Consider the following 18,769-nt stretch of genomic DNA (forward strand, 5'->3'; position numbering starts at 1 on the left):
TGAATGTTCACCCTCGATGTTGTTTCACGAATCGTCCATGTAGCAACCGCCATCACGCTCGTGGGGGGATCGGCGTTTCTGTTGTTTGTGCTGATGCCCGCAGCAAAGCAACTCGAAGAAGCACCTCATCAACAACTTTCCAAGCTGGTCATGGGGCGTTGGAAACGGTTTGTGCATGCCGGCATCTTACTATTCTTGCTGAGTGGATTCTATAACTACTATCGGGCCATTGCGAAACATGATGGCGACGGGCTCTACCATGCTCTCATTGGGACCAAAATGCTACTTGCCCTGGGCATATTCTTTTTGGCGTCCGCGTTGGTTGGCAATAGTGCTGCGTTTGAAGGAATACGAAAAAACCGAGCCAAGTGGCTCGGTTGGGTGGTTTTTTTGGCAGCGATCATCGTCATCATTTCCGGCTATGTCAAAGTCCGCTAGCGTTTCGGCAAAACATAGCCTTAGGGTTGCGTTCTTTTGTAGCTGAGACTTCCAGCCGCAGAACGGGGGCTGGAGCCCCAAACACGTTACACCGCACCCTAAAAGTTAAATCGGGACAAAGTGCTCGCGATAAATCGACATTGCAGAAGCGGGAAAGCGTGATGAATTTCGATATTCGCCGTTCATCCTCGAAAGCCTTGACGATTTCCGCTGCGAGTTTGAACTACTTTGCGAACGCTTTTTCAGCCTTCTTTTTGTTCTTCTTTTTCTTGCGGAATTTGGCACCAGCTTCACCTGCGGCTCCTTTGGCAAAGCGTTTAGCGCCACCATTCTTGGAAAATGGTTTTCGCTTTCCTTTATGACTTGATCCACCGTCGTGTGATTTCCGGTCGTCAAAACCGCGAATTTCTAGTTGTTTTCCTACCACCCAAGTACGACGTAAGGTTTGGAAAATATCGTTCGGCATTCCTTCTGGTAAATCGACGGTGCTGTAGTGCGTCTCGATATTGATCGGGCCAATGCATCGCCCCTCGATCCCCGCTTCGTTCGCAATCGCACCGACCAAGTTCCCTGGCTTCAGCCCGTCGACATGACCAACCTCGACCCGGAAACGTTGCATCCCCTCGCGAACGGGTGCACCACGCGACGATCGACGGTTTGACGGTCGATCGGATTCGTAGGAGTTGTCAAAATCACGCTTCGCGGATCGCTCCTTCACTCGCTTTGCCTTCGGCACATCCTTCAGCAACAGAGGACGGCCATTTTGTGCCATATCGGCCAATGCCGCAGCAACCATCTCGACGCTGTGCCCCGACGTCTCAGCGTACTCGTTGATCATTTGCTTGAAAAACGTCACATCTTTCTCGGCAATGGTTTCGCGAATCCGCTCCTTGAATCCATCGACACGTTTTTTATTGATCTCAGCGGTCGAAGGCGGATGCACGATCTCAATCGATTGTCGAGTCAATCGTTCGATTGCTTTCAAGCGTCCGGTTTGACCTTTGGACAGAAGCAGAATCGCTTCTCCGCTGCGGCCAGCACGACCCGTTCGGCCAATTCGGTGGACGTAAGATTCGTTATCATGGGGAGCGTCGTAGTTGATCACATGGCTAATGCGAGAGACATCCAACCCGCGAGCAGCCACGTCCGTTGCGACCAAGATATTGAGGTCACCCGACTTCAGCTTTTGGACGGTTCGTTCGCGAAGTCCTTGAGGCATGTCGCCATTGAGTGCTGCCGCAGCGTAGCCAGATCGAGTCAACTCATCGGCCAGTGTGGTCGTCGATTCCTTTGTTTTCGCAAACACGATGACGCCGTCGGTTTGTTCCGCTTCGAGCAATCGCATCAATAGTTCTGGTTTTTGTCGCGGCGTCACATACAGTGCTCGTTGGCGAATGCTAGCCGCCGTCATCGTCCTTTGCTTGATTTGAATCGTCTCAGGATTCTTCAAGTGCTTCTTGGCAATGCGCCGAATTGGTTCGGGCAATGTTGCCGAAAACAAGGCAATCTGTGTCTCCGATGGCGTTTGGTCGAGCACAAATTGTACATCTTCCAAGAAGCCCATATTGAGCATCTCGTCCGCCTCGTCGAGCACCAAGCAATCGAGTGACTTGACCGATAGCGTTCCCCGCTTGATATGATCGATCACTCGTCCGGGAGTTCCCACGACGACCTGCACACCGCGACGAAGTTGGCGCAGTTGAGGTTCGTAATCTTGACCACCATAAATCGGCAAAACGGAAAGACCTTTCATACACGATCCGTAAGTCGAGAATGACTTAGAAACCTGAAGGGCCAATTCACGGGTCGGGGCAAGAACCAGAACTTGAACTGCTGACTTACTAGGATCGATGCGTGATAGGGCTGGCAAAGCGAAAGCAGCTGTCTTTCCCGTCCCGGTTTGCGCTTGCCCGATCACGTCGCGACCATCGAGCAAAAACGGAATCACCGCAGCTTGGATCGACGAAGGCGACTCATAGCCTGATTTCGATACGGCTTGTTGAACGGACTCACTGAGTGCAAGATCGCGAAAGGTCAACGGAGTGTCCTTGCAAACATTTTCCGTTGAATTTGGATTGGTGTCGCTGTCGTCGTTCGAGCTAGAGGGGCTGTTCGCCGGATGAGTCATGGGAAGCTTTGTAGGAGAGGGGGGCCGAATGCAAGACGTGCATCCGGTCAGTTCACCCCTTGAATGTAAAAAAACACCGTCTTTCCCGCAACTCAGCGGTAAGGGAGGATGTTACGATTATGATGCTCAAGACTTGGCTTGCGTTGCCGTTGGGCGTCCTGTAAGGTCAATAACGTGAAGGAACGCCCCCTACGAAAATTTTACATAATTTCGTTTTTGCGATAAACAACGCACTTTGGTCATTTCGTTGCATTGTTTTGGCAAAACGGCTAAGCTCTTCTACCGACTAGAGTAGCTAAAAAATATACAAAAGTAGCAGCGTCTCTCCGAGACGCTAAAATTTACGAGTCTCGAAGAGACTCGCCTACTGAACACCGTACAAAAAGTAGCAGCGTTTCTCCGAGACGCTAAAATTTACGAGTCTCGGAGAGACTCGCCTACTGAACACCGTGAAAAAAGTAGCAGCGTCTCTCCGAGACGCTAAAAATTACGAGTCTCGGAGAGACTCGCCTACTGAACACCGTGAAAAAAGTAGCAGCGTCTCTCCGAGACGCTAAAATTTACGAGTCTCGGAGAGACTCGCCTACTGAACACCGTGCAAAAAGTAGCAGCGTCTCTCCGAGACGCTAAAATTTACGAGTCTCGGAGAGACTCGCCTACTGAACACCGTGAAAAAAGTAGCAGCGTCTCTCCGAGACGCTAAAATTTACGAGTCTCGGAGAGACTCGCCTACTGAACACCGTGCAAAAAGTAGCAGCGTCTCTCCGAGACGCTAAAATTTACGAGTCTCGGAGAGACTCGCCTACTGAACACCGTACAAAAAGTAGCAGCGTCTCTCCGAGACGCTAAAATTTACGAGTCTCGAAGAGACTCGCCTACTGAACATACGAGTCTCGCCGAGACTTGCCTGCGAAACTGTCGTCTTTGGATGATCCAAACGTGAATCTACGCCTATTTTTCTGGTCTTTGACCGCCGCTCTCGCCGGTTTTCTCTTCGGCTTCGACACCGTTGTCATATCGGGTGCTGAAAAAGCAATTCAATCGCTATGGGGACTCGGTGATGGATTGCACGGCTTGGCAATGGGGATGGCATTGTGGGGAACCGTAATCGGTTCGATGCTAGGCAGTATTCCGACCGACCGCTTTGGACGCAGGCGAACGCTGTTGTGGATCGGCATATTCTATCTCGTGTCCGCCGTTTGGTCGGGACTCGCGACCGATGTCTATTCGTTTATGATCGCTCGATTTATAGGAGGCCTCGGCGTCGGGATCTCGACGGTCGCCGCACCGCTTTACATTTCGGAGATCGCTCCCCCAAAACATCGAGGTCTGTTGGCCGGGATGTTCCAATTCAACATTGTTTTCGGGATTTTGGTTGCCTTCGTTTCCAATTCGCTGCTCGGCGGTATTGGCGACAATGCATGGCGGTGGATGCTAGGGGTCGAGGCGATTCCGGCATTGGTTTTTAGTGCCCTTTGCCTTCGGCTCCCCGAAAGTCCACGCTGGTTGATCGGGCGAAAACAGGATCCGGAGGGTGGAGCCGCGGTGTTACGCATGATAACTCCCGAAGCTTCAACGGATGAGATCGAGTCGGAAATGAAAGCGATCAGGGAGAGTGCAAACGAAAGTTCAAGCTCTGGACCGTTTTGGACTCGTCGCTTAGCGACGCCGATTTCACTGGCCTTTCTCATCGCTTTCTTCAATCAGCTGTCTGGCATCAATGCGATTTTGTACTTCGCGCCGCGCATTTTTGAACTAACAAACATGGGCGAACAATCGGCTCGTTTGCAATCGATCGGCATCGGACTGACCAATCTCGTCTTTACCTTCGTTGGGCTTTGGTTGATTGATCGACTCGGTCGCCGAACGTTATTGACGATCGGCTCGTTTGGCTATATCGCATCGCTTGGATTGTGTGCCTGGGCGTTCGCGACCGAAACGTTTTGGATCGTACCGACGTGCATTTTTGCCTTCATTGCCGCCCACGCGGTTGGCCAAGGCACCGTGATTTGGGTCTTTATCTCCGAGATCTTTCCAAATCGGCACCGGGCTCAAGGACAATCCCTGGGCTGTTTCACTCACTGGATCTTTGCAGCTTTGCTGACGACGTTTTTTCCATCGGTGGTTACCAGATTTCCGGCCAGTTACGTGTTTGGTTTCTTCTGTTTCATGATGGTCCTGCAGCTGATTTGGGTTGTCATCATGGTCCCTGAAACCAAAGGGCGCTCGCTTGAGCAAATTGAACACGAGATGGGTTGATCGGTTGCGGTGATTGCCGCTCCTCTCTCCGACCGAAAAGCGTCTTTGCATGGGGTGCAAACGTTGCCCAAAGCCAAGTTGCCCAAAGCCAATCAGCGGGCCGCCGCGGCTTCAAGAGCCGAGCGACGCCTGCGGCGTTCGCCGCATTAAGGCGACCGCCGCGTTAAGGTCTTAAGAGACGATCGCGTCGATCGGAATTCCGTCGTGGGCAATTGTGAACGGGCGGCCTTGAGGCGAGAAAAACTCTTGTTCGATCGGCAGCCCCAATGCCGCACCGATCGTCGCATTAAAATCCTCGACGCTAACGGGATTATCGTCAGCATAGAAGGCGTCTTTGTCGGTTGAGCCGTAAACCTGCCCGACGTTGATCCCGCCACCAGCCATCAAACAGGAGTAGGCGGCCGGGTGATGATCGCGGCCACCACGTGCATTGATGCTTGGTTTTCGACCGAACTCGGTTCCGACAACGACAAGTGTTTCTTCGAGCAGCCCTCGATCTTCCAGGTCGCCTAACAGCGTGCTTAAAGCTTGATCGAGTGTGCTGCCATGTTCGGGCATACTCTCGGCCAACTCATTGTGATGATCCCAGCCACCGTAATTGACTTCAACGAATTGCACACCATGTTCAATCAAGCGGCGTGCTAACAGACAGCCTCTGCCCAATTTCGATTGCCCGTACTTCTCTTGAATCGATTGCGGTTCCGCCTGGATATCAAACGCAGCCAAATCCTTGCTACGGAGCAAGCCAATCGCGTCGCGGTACAATTCGTCATAGCCGTCGACTTCGAGATTTCCAATCGTTCGTTTGCGAAACGGTTTGTCAAATTCAGCTGCCAAATCCATGCGATGATCGAATAATTGATCGGTCATGTAGGCGGGCGGCTTTGTGTTTTCAAGTCCCTTATCAGGATCGCCTACGGGAACCGGCGCATAGGCGGTTCCGAGCCATCCCGGGCCCTGTCCACCACCGACCTGGACGCTGGCGGGAAGCGACGGGTGGCTGCGACCTTGCGTCTTCTGCAACCAAGATCCCCAGCCGGGATGAACGATCGAGGCGATCTCGGTATAGTTCGTCCGCATCAGATATTGGCCTGGACCATGGGCGCCGGTGGTCGAATTCATTGATCGAATGATCGCAAGCTTATCCGCCATCGCAGCTAACTTCGGAAAATGCTCACCAAATTGGACACCGGGCAGTTTCGTTCGGATGACACCCGTCGGACCCTGGCCATCGCGGCCCGGTTTCGGGTCAAATGTATCGATTTGGCTCATCGCACCCGACATGAACAAATAGATCATTCGCTTATTTTTTTTGCCCCCCGAAGGATTTGCTGCCGCAGCGATACTGGCCAAACCCGGCAACAAACTTACTCCGAGGCAAGATTTTGCAACCGCTTGCACGAACGAGCGGCGAGAAAAGTCTTCATTCATTTGGTTTTCCTAAATGGTCGCTTCGCTTATTGAACAAACAAAAATTCACGCGTGTTTAGTAGAGACCAAACAACGTTTCCGTAACCCACTAAAGCCGATTGTCGGGCTTCGTTTAAAGCCAAACGCTTTTGCTCGAGCGTTGGCATTCGGCCGAGAATGCTCAGGAAGATTATGTCGATGCGTTCCTCAGCACTGTCTGCCTCTTCGATTTCCATACGGATCACGGAGCCACTTTCGAGCATCATGTGAGTGACCGGACCATTGAACAATGTCAACAATTGAGGAACCGTCCCTTCGCTTGATCCCGACGAAATGATCTCGCGATCACTTTGTCCGAATTGGCGCAGGAAATGGTTGTCCGGTAACGGCTGCGGCAACTCAGCCGCTCGGCGAAGCGTAACATTCTTGTATCGCGGCGCCCGCTCTTCGCGTCGAATGGCATTCATGGCTTCCGGAACCGTCTCGATCAGCTCCATCATCTCTGCCTTGGTCGCGTCACGCTCCAAGTTGATCGCCTCAATGAACTGCGAATCATCAGGACGAAGATACGAATCGGGCGATTTGATACTGAGCGTCAGCAGCGAATCCCAGACTTGCTCGGCCGTCATCCGCCGCAACACAGGACCTTCAAAAAGATACGGTTTGCCTGGCTCGTACCCCGTGTAACTGACTTGCCTCTGGTATGCCTGCGTGTTGTAAATGATCCGCATGAATTCCTTCAAGTTGAAGTCGAGCCGTTTCATTTCGGAAACCAAGTATTGCTCCAATTCGGGGTTCATATGCTCGCCCTCTTCGGCCACGTCATCCACGGGCTCAACGAAACCAACCCCCATCGCTCGCTTCCACATTCGATTGGCAATCGTCAGCGTGAAGCGGGGATTGTCTTTCGAAGTCATCCACTGGGCATAGGCTTGTCGTCGCGATTGTCCAGGTAGGATTTCAGGCATGTCGCCGAACAAAACGTTTAACTTGGCCACTTCGCCTGGCTCGGCATTGCTGTAGGCATAATCGTCGGGGTACTTCAGCGAACTTCGCTCCTTCTCGTAAACTTGGTGCGAGTTCGCCCGAAGATACTGATTCAGTCTCTGTGCATCTTTCGCATCCACTTCGTCCTTGAGAGATCTAGCAAATTTCAAATCGGGCACATTGGCGGCATTGCGAGGGCTGCGGGTTTCGACACCGCTTTCAAACGCAGCCAGTTCGTAGAATTCTTTTTGGGTCCATTGGTCAAATGGGGAATCATGACACTGGGCACAACCGATCCGTGTCCCCAAAAAAATCTGGACCGTGTTGCTTAGGTTATCGAGAGGCATCCCTCGATCGCGAAGCTTGTAGCCGACCGCGGGATTCTCCCACGACTTACCCTCGGCCGTCAGCATTTCGTAAACCATCTTGTCGAACGGAGTGTTCTCCTGAAAACTCTGCTTCAACCAGTCACCGAAGGGACGTAGATACAAAAGGTTCCGACCACGATCATTCAGTCGCAAGACGCCAGCCCAATAATTGAACAGATGACTGGCGTATCCCGGCTTGTTGAGAAGATCATCAATCAGCTGAGCGCGTTTATTGGGATCTTCCGATGTTAAGAACGTTTTTGTTTCTTGTGCCGTAGGGATGGTTCCCGAGATATCGAGGTAGACGCGGCGGACAAATTGCTCGTCGCTCGCCACCGGGTTTGGCTGGACACCGTGACTTTTCAATCCCATCTCGATGAGGGCATCGACCTGCGCTGCGGATTCGACCACTTCGTCGACCGCGCTCGAATTCACGGCAGCGATCCGAACCTCGACATCAGGAGTGGCGTTGCGGTTGGTCAGCGCAATCGGATTGTTCATGTTTCGCTTGGCCACCTTTGTCCTCAATCGCTCCGGTTGTCCAATCCGTCTTTGATTGAGCTGCGGCGAAGTCGGGCCGTCGGCGGCGAGCGCTGTGGAGCTAGCGGAACAAAACGAAAGGCTCAGGATGAGCCAACAGGCGAATAATCTCAACATCTCGTTCTCACAGTGTGTTTGTTGATGCGCTATCCACTCAATTCTAACACCAAATCAATCGTAGGGTTCCCATTAATCGGCTCCTATTCCGAGTTTTGCACAGATTTCCCGCCTGCTTTGTGCGGCCAAATATTCATGAAGCCAAGGGTCGTAAACGTCGTACCAAAGCGACTGTTTTTCGTAACGCGTCTCCCCCAAAATGGTAAAAAAGATGGCATTGGACTTACCGGCCTGTCGATTTAATCGGTTTGACTCGACTGATTGTTTAACGCCAAGCCATAGGCGACCGCTTATAGAAAAGCTGACGCCTTCGGCTAAGCGTTAAACGATTAAATCGACAGCCCGTTACGCTACCGGCAACGATATGTTGGCCACTGGCCTGAAAACAATGCGACGGCGGTCGAGAAGTGATGGATGATGTTCACGAATCGGCCCGTCGTCGGCACCGAGCAAAGAGGCAGAAGGAGGAGGAGTCCAATATCACGTCCAGTCGCCGCCGTCATTTCGGCGAAACACCGTTCGCGGTCATCAAGGTGATACTCGATCTGCGTCGCTTCTTGCTCCGAGGCATCGAGGGAGTCGAGTAAGAGTGGCAATGGGTATCGCGACGAAATCAGCAGCCGGCTAACGCCAAACCGGCTAATTCGCAGAGTGTTTCTCTAAGGATTCACACAAACTCTTTCGCTCAAACGAGTTACTCAAATGACGAGCCATCACATGAATCATCCGGGCTAGATCAACTGGTACGCCACAAACGCGATGTAGCTGCTTAGGAAAAACATTCCTTCCCACCGGGAAATACGGTAGCCAGTAAAAAAGATTGGCAAGCAAACGATGGAGACAAGGATCATCATGGGGATATCAAATCGAAGGGCGGATGTGGGAACTTGCAGCCCGTTTGGTGAAACCGCTGCCGCCGCACCGAGCACCGAGAGAATATTGAACAGGTTGCTGCCTACAACGTTTCCCACCGCAATGTCACTCTCGCCTCGAAACGCAGCCATCACTGAAGTAATCAATTCAGGAAGCGACGTTCCTACCGCAACGATGGTCAACCCGATCACCAGCTCGCTAATTTCCAATACCCGCGCCAAATCGCTCGCTCCGCCAACAAGCATGTTTGCGCCTAGGATCAGCATCGCCAGCGCAGCGACAACCAAAATGCATTGGATCAGGACGGAGTACTTCCCGATCGGCTGCGTCGGAATCGCTTCATCAAATTCCTGTTGGACCGTCGCCGACTCACGCCGACTGCGGAGAAGCAACCAAATCGTGTAGATCACGATGGCGGCGAACAAGCCACACCCCTCGATTCGGCTGATCGTTCCGTTCCAAGCAAATATTAGCAGGCCGACACTAACGAACACCATCAACGGCACATCCAAACGCACCAATTGACTTTGAACCTTCAGGGGCTTGATGAGTGAGGCGATGCCGAGGATCAATAAAACATTGGCGATATTGCTGCCGATCACATTTCCGATCGCCATGTCGCCTTTGCCCGAGAACGCTGCCCCCACGCTGGTCGCCAGTTCCGGGGCACTCGTTCCAAATGCAACGACGGTTAATCCGATGACCAATGGACTGATGTGAGCGATCCGGGCCAACGAGGAAGCGCCTCGTACCAATGCCTCACCACCAATAACCAGCAAGGCAAGCCCGCCGACGATCCAAAGTAAGCTAATGATCATTGGAGACATTCAAGTAAAATTGTACCTGCTGATGAACCCTTACCGTAGGGTTTCACCCGTTTCTTTTTCAGTCGAGTGCTTTGTCATCGCTTGATTTTAGGCTTGGCAAAATCGTGGCTGGGGCATCTTGCTCCCCCGGAAGCTGCAGCTGCAAGCCACAGCCACAGCCACAAAAGATTCTTACCCCCACTCTTCGTTGTGTCAAAGCCTTAGCCCATGAATAATCCGGGCTAGACGCCCCTACGACGAAGAATCTCGCTGAACCGGCGCTGCTCGGAATGAAATGCTTTGCCCGATCGAAACCGGATCGAGCCTGCTTATCGATTGTGTGACAGCCATTTTGGATTCCGCATACCGAGCTATGTTTTTTGACTTTTTACCACTTCAAGATCGCCAACATGAACCCATCCAACGTGCCCATCGTCCGTTCTGATTTGTGTCCAATCACCGCGTGTCGCTAGCATCTCTACCCGTTGACCTTGCGACGACGCAGCGCTGAGGACCGAATCGAATTGGTCGCCATCGCCTGCACGCAGGCTGACGTCATCTGCTACGATCACCGCATTCCAGGTCGGCTGCGGGTTGGTTTGCGTTAGCGAAACGGAGCCGAGTGAGAGGAGTAAAAGCATCAAGGGTACTGCGGCGTATTTCCATAGCGGAAACGGTCGGAATACGATTCTCAATATCAGCAGTCCCCAAAAGGTGATCGACGATAGTGCCAATAGCCAGGTGACGGGCCGTGCTCCGACGAAACTCGTGAAAGCGTTGTTCCAAGATCGAACACGTAGAACCGAACTCGCCAGTGTTGGGATGTTTCCCATTTCGCGTCCAATGTCTTGGCGCCTTTGGCTACCCGTCTTTTTGTCCGCATAGGCAACGTTCTTGATTGCTTGGGGATTGCCGGGATCCAACTGCAACGCTCTCTCGTAGTTGGCGATCGCATACCCGAGCCTTCCGGTTTGCAGATATGCATTCCCCAAATTAATGAATAGGTCCGCATTCTGGATTCCACTATCGACCAGCAATTGGTATTTCTCCGTCGCGGTTTCCAAGAGTTCTTTCGCTGACGCAGCGTCAGCGTGCGATTTGGTAATTCCGTTCGTGTAGGCATCCGTTGCTTCCGAGAGCAACGTCTGTTGTTGAGTGGGAGATAATTGGACGACCGTCGCGGTGGAATCGAGCGTCTTAACGCCTTCCGCGACAGCTGGTTTTGTACCGAACGCAGAAACGGTGAGAGCAACAAACAACAACGCAAGCGGCCGCGTCAAGTTGATCGCACGATCTTTTTGCTTCATCGTTTTCACTCGTGTCTTTCGATTGGCGCGTATTTCGGCGTCGATTCTTTCAACAAGCTCCGCAGCGGAGTTCGCCAGAATTTGGACTTGCTCGGTTGCCGATTTCGCTAGGAACGACTCGACTTCGTTTGCGACTTGGTACATTCCAGCGACTCGCAACGATCCAACCGCCTCAACACTCCTGCTCACCCTGCGTGTAGCCGAGGGATTGGATTCGGAGGTGAGTCCCCCAGGGGTTTTGGAACGGGGATGAACCAAACTTTGGCGAGTTCGGTTACGGGCAAGGACGAAATCTACAACCGCTTCGTTCATTGCTTCCTGATCCTTCGCTCGTTCGATCGCTGCGAGGCATCTCGACTTGGGTGATTTCAAACTGGGCAGCCAATGGATCAGCGCATCACGGTATTTCGCAGCGGCCGTCGCCAACCAAACGATCGGCGGTACGATCACAAACGCCCACCACCAATTCGACGGCCCACGGGGTGATTGCGACACCAGCACACTGGCGTCGGAGTGGTTCGTCAGGTCGGGTAGGCTGCGATCGACGGCCTCCGTTGCCGAATCGGAATCGTCTCTCCGTCCATGACCGACGATCGCGTCCAATGCCAATGATTCGGACTTGCTAACAGTAATCTTAATCGGCTCACTTTTCACGGTTTGGAACGATTCCGTTTCGGGATCGAAAAAACTAAAGCGAATCGCTGGAATCTGTTTGATTCCTTCGCGTCGCGGTCGAATCGTTGTCGAAAACAGTTTCGTATCGGCTCTGACAAAACCAGCCAACGGTTCATCCGCAACCTTAAAATCGGCTGTCAATTCCGACAATTCGTCAAGTGGTGGAGCCTGCACCAACTCCATCGGCCCCGTGCCGGCAATTCCGATGTTCAGCGTGATCGGGTCGCCTGCGTCGACCGTCGTTGGTGAGGCTTGGGTGGCGATTTGATAACGTCCCACGGCGCCGCGATAGTCCGCCGGACGCCCGGCAGTTGGAACGGGCAGGACCTCGGTTGCATCCACTCGGACATCGCCGACGATTGGACGCGAACTTGTCACGACCATGCGGCTTCCAAAGGGCGAACTGCCACCGAACATGTCGTCATCGAAAAAACGGGCGAGAGGCGACCGAGACCTCCCCAGAGCGGTGGGATAGTTGACGACGATCTGCACATCATCCGCATCGATCTTGCCGGCGCGCTTGGGATAGACCGTGGCATTGATTTCGTACTGGTAGTAGGCTCGCTCGTTGCCGCGACCGTCGTCACGCAACACCTCCTGGCCACCAGGTCGTTGGTTATTTTCATACATTTCTTTCATGCGATTTGCGAAACCGCCCCACGAAGTGGAATCGGAAATCCGATTCCACATACTGCCTTCGCTGAGCGTTTGACCTGTCTCGGGATCGCGGAATGGTTTGATCCAGACTTTCAATGTGAGATCGAGCGGTTCGCCAACGAAGACCTTGTCTTTACCACCTTCGATTTCAACAAACATCAAGTCGCCCGTTTCGCTCTTGGTCGCAACAAACCTTTGTGGCTCCGTCGCTACGGTTTTGCCGTCGACTTCGAAAGTCATCGCTGGGATCGTGAAAGTGCCTTCGCGTCGGGGCGTGATCAAATACTGTAGCGTGACACTTCGACTCTCACTGCGGCGTCCATTGATAAAGGCAATCCTGGTGCTTTGGGACGGTGCACCATTGGATCGGACTTCGCATCCTTCAATCACCGGCGGCGCAGGTTGGTCGTAATCGCCAGCGTCGGTGATGGAAAGTTGCAATACGATAGGCGATCCGACGTAGGTTTCGCGTGTGGATAGCCGAGTTTCAATGTTGGCGGCTGAGGCGGCGGTCACCAAAAGTGCGGTGAAGGCAATGGTTGTGATTAGCTGTTTCATAGGTTCAATTTCCATATTCGTCGTAGCCGATCTCACCAGAGATTGGACGGACAGAGGTAGAGAATTCCAAAGTTTGGCGACTTCGTCTACCAGTCGCGGTCGGTGGGAACACGCATGCTTCGTTCGAGTTGTTCTTTGCGAAGTCGACGCAACATGTCGCGGTCGCGAACGGCTTGCAGCATCTTGAGTGCCTCTTCTTTCGACAGGAGTCCCTCTTTGACCGTGGAATCAGCAACGGCGGCATTCTCGTTCGATTTGTCATCAGCATCTTGCTCGCTTGCCGCTTTCAATTCGCCACGGGGAACGGGCTGATCGTCCATTTCGTCTTGCTGATTTTCGCTCGGCTCGCCAGACTGCTGCTGTTGATCTTGCGAGTGCGGCGAGTCTTGCTGGTCCAACGAATTCGATTTGGTTTGTTCGTCTTTGGCAGCTTGATTCTCCCGTTGTGGATCTTTTCGATCTTGTTCATTTGAATGCTCTTCTTTGGTCTGCTGCTCTTCGGAAGATGATGGCTGCTGCTCGGACTGTTCTTCTTGCGAGTTGTTGTCCTTTGACTCAGAACCTTGGCTCTGCTGATCTTGCTGGCTCGGCTCTTTGTCGTTCGACTGCGATTGCTGATCTTGCTGATCTTGCTGCTCTTGCTCCTGCTCCTGCTGCTCCTGCTCTTGTTGCTCCTGCTGTTGTTGCTCCTGCTGTTGTTGCTCCTGCTGTTGTTGCTCCTGCTCTTGCTGCTCCTGCTCTTGTTGCTCTTGCTCTTGCTGCTCTTGCTCTTGCTGCTCCTTCTCTTGCTGCTTCTGCTCTTGCTTCAATCTTTTTATCAATTCAGCCGCCAGTTCGATGTTGGCGCGAGCGTCAACCTGATTGGGATTACCAGCCAAGGAACCGCGGTAGTGTTCAATGGCTTGGTTCAGTGATTCGATCGCTGCAGTCTTGTCGCTCTCTGCCGCTGCGACGGCATCGTTATAGAAGCAGTTGCCCAGATTGTATCTTGCGGCCGCAGCGAGCTTGGCGTTGGAAGACGTTGATGCTTTTGAAAACATTGACTTGGCTGATTCAATGTCGCCCTTGCGGTATTGGGCAACCGCCACGTTGTAGTCTAGTTCCTCTTTCACTTCCGCTGTGGGTACGATGCTGCGGTAATTGTCCAACGCTTCGTCGATTTTCCCTTGTCGGACCAGTGCGTTGGCCGCATTGATTTCGGTTGCTGAATCCGCGAACAGTTGTGAAGTCATCGCCCAAGCGAGCAAGGCGATCAAGAGTCGTTTTGAAGTGATGGATTTCATGGTTGGTTCTCGTTGAATTCGCAGCCGAAGTTGACAGACATTGGCGATCGTTTTCTGCTACGCTGCATGATTAGATTCGTCCAAGCTTTTGGCGTGTTCGGGTACGGGGTTCAAGTTTTTGACGCGTTCAACGACGGGGCGTTTACCAAATCTTTGGCGAGTTCCGCTACCTTGCGTCGAGACCAGTACTTCGAGCACCAACAGTGCCAAAGCTGGGACGGCGAACCATTGGTACCTGACAATGTACGCATTGATCTTTGCAGTCTCGAACTCACCTTGTTCGACGTTAGCGACATAGCCGTGATAGACGTCGGCCATGTTGACCCGGCGTGTTCCAGCGGGGATGTAGGCGCCGTTTGTTTTCTCTGCGATCTGCTGCAAAACTTGTCCGTTCATCTTCGACCAAACCTGCTGACCTTTGTATTGAACATAACCGCCGCGGCCGTCTTCGGACTCCGGCACACGAGCACCTTGATCCATGTCGCCAAGTCCGACAGTAAAGATGCGGATTCCTTGATCAGCGTACAAGTTCTCGGCCACCGCGACCGGGTCGCTCTCTTGGTCTTCGCCGTCCGTGAAGATCACGATCGCTTTGTGCTGGTTCGTCTTGCTCAAGAACCCATTGGCTGCTGCTGCGATTGCATTCCCCAGTTTTGAACCGCCGCTGCGGACGGTGTGCGGGCCAACCGAATCAAGCGTTTGTTTGAAATCCTCGTAATGACTGGTCAGCGGCACGGATTGTCGTGATTCACCCGCGAAGGAGATCAAGCCCACACGGTCACCAGCCATCTCGTCAACCATGTCTTTGATCTGTTGCTTTGCCCGTGCCAAACGATTGGGCGATGCATCTTCAGCAAGCATCGATCGTGAGACGTCGAGAACAAACATCACTTCGATTCCCTTTTGAGGTACTTCACGCCACGTCTTGCCCCAGCGAATGTCACTCAATGCAATGGCCAGCAAGGCGAGACTCGTCGTGACCAAGATTGCGGATGTCCAGCGGCGTGCGGATCTTTCGGTGGGAAGCAAGCGTCGTCGTTGTCGGTCGGTCGCAAACTGCATCGCAGCACGGCGCCGCGCAACCGTCCCCCAAGCCGTCACACCGATTCCGACCGCGACAATCGCCAGCAGATAGAATGCGGATGGGTTTCCGTATTGAATATCCATTGTTGGGTTTCCTTGGTTACCGAAACTCGCCAAGAGTTTCGATGGTCTTGTTCATTATTGACTATGTCAATTCTCGTAGCCAAGTTTCCTGCAGCACCAATCGTGTTGCTAGCAGCACGAACGCGATTAGCAAAAGGGGCGGCAGTGTCACGTAGCCTGCGTATGACTGGATCGCCAATTCGCGGTAATCCACAAAATGCTTGGCTTCGACTTTCGTCTTTTCGAGTTGGTCGATCTCGGCATAGATCTTTGCTAGCGAATCGGTGTCGGTCGCACGGAAATACTTTCCGCCTGTCAGTTCTGCCACTTTCGTCAGTGTCTCTTCGTCAATATTCACAGGCATCAACCGAAGGGTTCGTCGGCCGAACGGATCGGTCACTGGGATAGGGGCTTCGCCCTTGGTTCCAACGCCGATCGTGTAAACTTTGACCCCCATTGTCGCAGCCAGTTCAGCGGCTTGAACCGGTTCTAGTTCACCTGCATTGTTCTCGCCATCGGTCAGCAAGATGACGACTTTACTTTGTACCTTTTGTTTTTGTCGAGCATCGAGTGCGTTTAGTTTCTCTACCGCCAGCGAAATCGCATCGCCGATCGCCGTTCCGTCTTCACGACGATTGGTGACGATGCGGGAGTTGTTTAGCTGTGATACGAGGAACGCATGGTCGAGCGTTGGTGGTGTTTCACCATCGGCATATCCAGCGAAAGTGATCAAGCCGACGAGATCGCTAAAACGGCCTTCGAGGTTGTTTTCCTCGTCCCCTATCACAAATTCGCCCGCGACCTTTTTGATTGCGGTGAGTCGGTCAACATGCTCGCCGTTGATTTGGAAATCCATCGCCTGCATACTGCCACTTCGGTCGACGACCATTTCGATGGCGATCCCTTCGCTCTCAGCGACTGTTTGCTCGCGTCCTTCGCGAGGCCGAGCGATAGCGATGATGATTAGCGTCATGGCGGCGATTGTCAGAGCGGCCGGAAGCCACAGCAGACGCTGACGTAGCGTGCGCGGCATCTGCTGAGCGAGTTTTAGACTGCTGAAACGGATGGCGCCACGTCGCTGCGGAGCAAACAATCGCCACGCCAACAGGGGTAGCAGTAGCAAGAGGAGGAGGTACCAGGGGGAATAGAACATTAGTTATTGTCCTTTGTTTTCTCATCACCGAACTCGCCAGAGGTTGAATCTTTCCCATAGCTGATCTCGCCATGGATAGGACCCTCTTTTTCGGCGTCATGCAAAGTTTGGCGACTTCGGCCACTTTCAAATTCGTCGGCAATCCGTTGGACCAGTTCGCGTGAGTCGGCAATTGCACTTTTGAGTCCCATGGTCGATAGTTGCAAACCAGCAAACTTCGCTTTGTCAGCCAGCGTGAATAAACTTTCCAGCTGGTCGGATTGGGCAACCGCAACACGTTTGCTAAATGCCAGTTCATTCAGCAACTCGTGCGGCGTACGCCCTGCGTCGGCGATTCCAAATTGCAGCAACAGATAGCTGAGGACGATGTCGGATAACCGCTGTGCGGCGATTTCACTATCAATGGCATTCGCATCGATCGACGCTTCGAGTTCATCAAATTCCGTCATCGCCCATGCATTCGGGGTCAACCAACGGCCACGCCGCGACAACACAAGTCCAACGATCGCACAGAGCGTCAGTACCGCCACACCGCCGATTGTCCACCCTACCCATTCGTTGGAGGAAACGACGGGGACATCGACGTCAACCACCGGCTGAATGTCACGGAATTCGGTCGGGTCGCTACGATCTTCGAGCACGCTGGCAACACGAACAGCGATAGGTCTCGATTGAACAAGTGTGTCGTTTCCGTTCTCATTCACTCGGATCTCAATTGGCGGAATGGTCAGCTTACCCGTCGCGATACTTTCGAGCGTCATTCGACGCATCCAAACACGCCTGCCACTTGCATCGGGGGTCGGAACGTCAAATACATCTTGCGAGCCTCGAATGTCAAACTCGCCGAGCTTCTCGGCGACGGAGGGAAAGGTAACTTTCGCATCCGGGGACGCTATCACCGAAATCTCCAACGCGAACGGTTCGGCCACTTGAACCGATTCGGTGGAGGTTTTCGTTGTCACTTCCGCAGCCGAGGCTCGGCCGGCAAGCAGAATACAAGCGACCGCCAAAAGCCGAACTCGCCAAAGTTTGCGGGAACCGCCTCTTTCGTATCCGGAACCGCTTCGAGTTTGAATGGTTTCCGTCCAAGTTCTGGCGACTTCGGCTACGTGGGGTGTAGCCAATCGTGTCAGAGATGGAATCGGCAAGTGACCGTTTGGATGACTCATATTCGGCTCTCCCGCTGGTGAAAGTATCGGTGTAGCGGTTCGACAATGTCGCAACCCGTTTCCAAATGAATCGGCGTCAACCGCAACCGTCGAAACAGGTTGTCTCGCGCTTCGGAATGCTTGCGGTACAGCTCCGCGTACTGCTGGCGATTCTTGCGACTAGCCGTATCCAGCGTCACCACCTCGCCCGTCTCTTCGTCTTGCAGCCGAACCAAGCCCACGTTGGGCATCCTTTGTTCACGCTGGTCATAGATCACGACCGGGATAATGTCATGTTTGCGACGAGCCACCTTCAATGCCGATTCGTATTGACTGTCTTGAAAGTCACTGATCAAAAACACGACCGTGCGCCGCTTGCAAACTCGATTGAGATGTTCCAGAGCGTGTTTCACATTCGTCCCCGTTCCAATCGGTTGGCAATATAGCAGCTCACGGATCAACCTCAGGACATGTCTCGAACCCTTGCGAGCGGGGATTGCGATTTCGATCCCGTCGGTGAACAGCGTCAGTCCAACTTTGTCATTGTTCTTGATTGCCGACATGGCCAACAAAGCCCCGAGCTCTGCGACGAGTTCGCGTTTGGTTTGGGACGTCGTGCCGAGGTTCTGTGAACCACTGAGGTCGACCAGTAATTGCACGGATAGTTCTCGTTCTTCACGGAACAGTTTGACATAGGGTTGATCGCTACGAGCGGTCACGTTCCAGTCGATCGTGCGAACATCGTCGCCGATCTGGTACGGTCGCACTTCTTCAAATTCGATCCCGCGACCTTTGAAGGCCGAGTGCCAGTTGCCTGCTAGCAACTCATCAACCTTGTGCGACGTACGAATTTGAATTCGCCGGATCTTCTTGATCATTTCACGCGGGATCATAGGGTTCTCCTCGTAGCCGATCT

At 53.0% G+C, this 18,769-nt stretch carries 13 protein-coding genes; 3 read left to right on the forward strand and 10 right to left on the reverse strand.

What is annotated here, in order from left to right:
* Positions 1–3: 3 nt before the first annotated feature.
* Complete coding sequence (locus Q31b_RS15485) at positions 4–438, forward strand: hypothetical protein (protein ID WP_146600598.1); 435 nt, start codon at positions 4–6, stop codon at positions 436–438.
* A 223-nt stretch (positions 439–661) separates the two neighbouring features.
* On the opposite strand, the gene Q31b_RS15490 is transcribed toward Q31b_RS15485, so the two are convergent.
* On the reverse strand, positions 662–2,566 hold the full coding sequence (locus Q31b_RS15490; protein ID WP_146600599.1) for a DEAD/DEAH box helicase: 1,905 nt from the start codon (positions 2,564–2,566) through the stop codon (positions 662–664).
* Positions 2,567–3,505: 939 nt separating this feature from the next.
* Between Q31b_RS15490 and Q31b_RS15495 the strand changes: the two genes are divergently transcribed.
* A complete protein-coding gene (locus tag Q31b_RS15495) occupies positions 3,506–4,825 on the forward strand; it encodes a sugar porter family MFS transporter (protein ID WP_146600600.1) in 1,320 nt (439 codons plus the stop codon).
* Positions 4,826–4,996: 171 nt separating this feature from the next.
* Here the strand turns inward: Q31b_RS15495 and Q31b_RS15500 are convergent, their stop codons facing one another.
* Entirely contained in the window at positions 4,997–6,256 is a 1,260-nt protein-coding gene (locus tag Q31b_RS15500; RefSeq protein WP_146600601.1) for a DUF1501 domain-containing protein, read from the reverse strand.
* A gap of 26 nt (positions 6,257–6,282) precedes the next feature.
* Positions 6,283–8,091 (reverse strand): DUF1549 domain-containing protein, encoded by a 1,809-nt coding sequence (locus tag Q31b_RS15505; protein WP_231617608.1) that lies wholly within the window; start codon positions 8,089–8,091, stop codon positions 6,283–6,285.
* Positions 8,092–8,657: 566 nt separating this feature from the next.
* Between Q31b_RS15505 and Q31b_RS28290 the strand changes: the two genes are divergently transcribed.
* Complete coding sequence (locus tag Q31b_RS28290; protein ID WP_197171605.1) at positions 8,658–8,834, forward strand: hypothetical protein; 177 nt, start codon at positions 8,658–8,660, stop codon at positions 8,832–8,834.
* Between the two features lie 144 nt (positions 8,835–8,978).
* Here the strand turns inward: Q31b_RS28290 and Q31b_RS15510 are convergent, their stop codons facing one another.
* The 7 genes from Q31b_RS15510 to Q31b_RS15545 form a co-directional block, all read right to left on the reverse strand.
* Entirely contained in the window at positions 8,979–9,938 is a 960-nt protein-coding gene (locus tag Q31b_RS15510) for a calcium/sodium antiporter (protein ID WP_231617609.1), read from the reverse strand.
* Positions 9,939–10,297: 359 nt separating this feature from the next.
* The gene (locus Q31b_RS15515) at positions 10,298–13,123 is read right to left on the reverse strand and encodes a BatD family protein (protein WP_197171607.1); all 2,826 of its coding nucleotides are present in this window, start codon (positions 13,121–13,123) and stop codon (positions 10,298–10,300) included.
* Between the two features lie 86 nt (positions 13,124–13,209).
* Positions 13,210–14,406, reverse strand: a complete 1,197-nt coding sequence (locus tag Q31b_RS28295) for a tetratricopeptide repeat protein (protein ID WP_197171609.1) — start codon at positions 14,404–14,406, stop codon at positions 13,210–13,212.
* Between the two features lie 57 nt (positions 14,407–14,463).
* Complete coding sequence (locus Q31b_RS15530) at positions 14,464–15,573, reverse strand: vWA domain-containing protein (protein ID WP_231617610.1); 1,110 nt, start codon at positions 15,571–15,573, stop codon at positions 14,464–14,466.
* 61 nt (positions 15,574–15,634) lie between these two features.
* Positions 15,635–16,705, reverse strand: coding sequence for a vWA domain-containing protein (locus tag Q31b_RS15535; RefSeq protein ID WP_146600606.1), 1,071 nt, complete (start codon positions 16,703–16,705; stop codon positions 15,635–15,637).
* Positions 16,705–17,874 (reverse strand): protein BatD, encoded by a 1,170-nt coding sequence (locus Q31b_RS15540; protein WP_146600607.1) that lies wholly within the window; start codon positions 17,872–17,874, stop codon positions 16,705–16,707. Before Q31b_RS15540 ends, Q31b_RS15535 begins: the two co-directional genes overlap by 1 nt.
* Complete coding sequence (locus Q31b_RS15545; protein WP_146600608.1) at positions 17,871–18,746, reverse strand: DUF58 domain-containing protein; 876 nt, start codon at positions 18,744–18,746, stop codon at positions 17,871–17,873. The genes Q31b_RS15540 and Q31b_RS15545 overlap by 4 nt, the downstream gene beginning before the upstream one ends.
* Positions 18,747–18,769 lie beyond the last annotated feature (23 nt).

The organism is Novipirellula aureliae (assembly GCF_007860185.1).
Lineage (GTDB): Bacteria > Planctomycetota > Planctomycetia > Pirellulales > Pirellulaceae > Novipirellula_A > Novipirellula_A aureliae.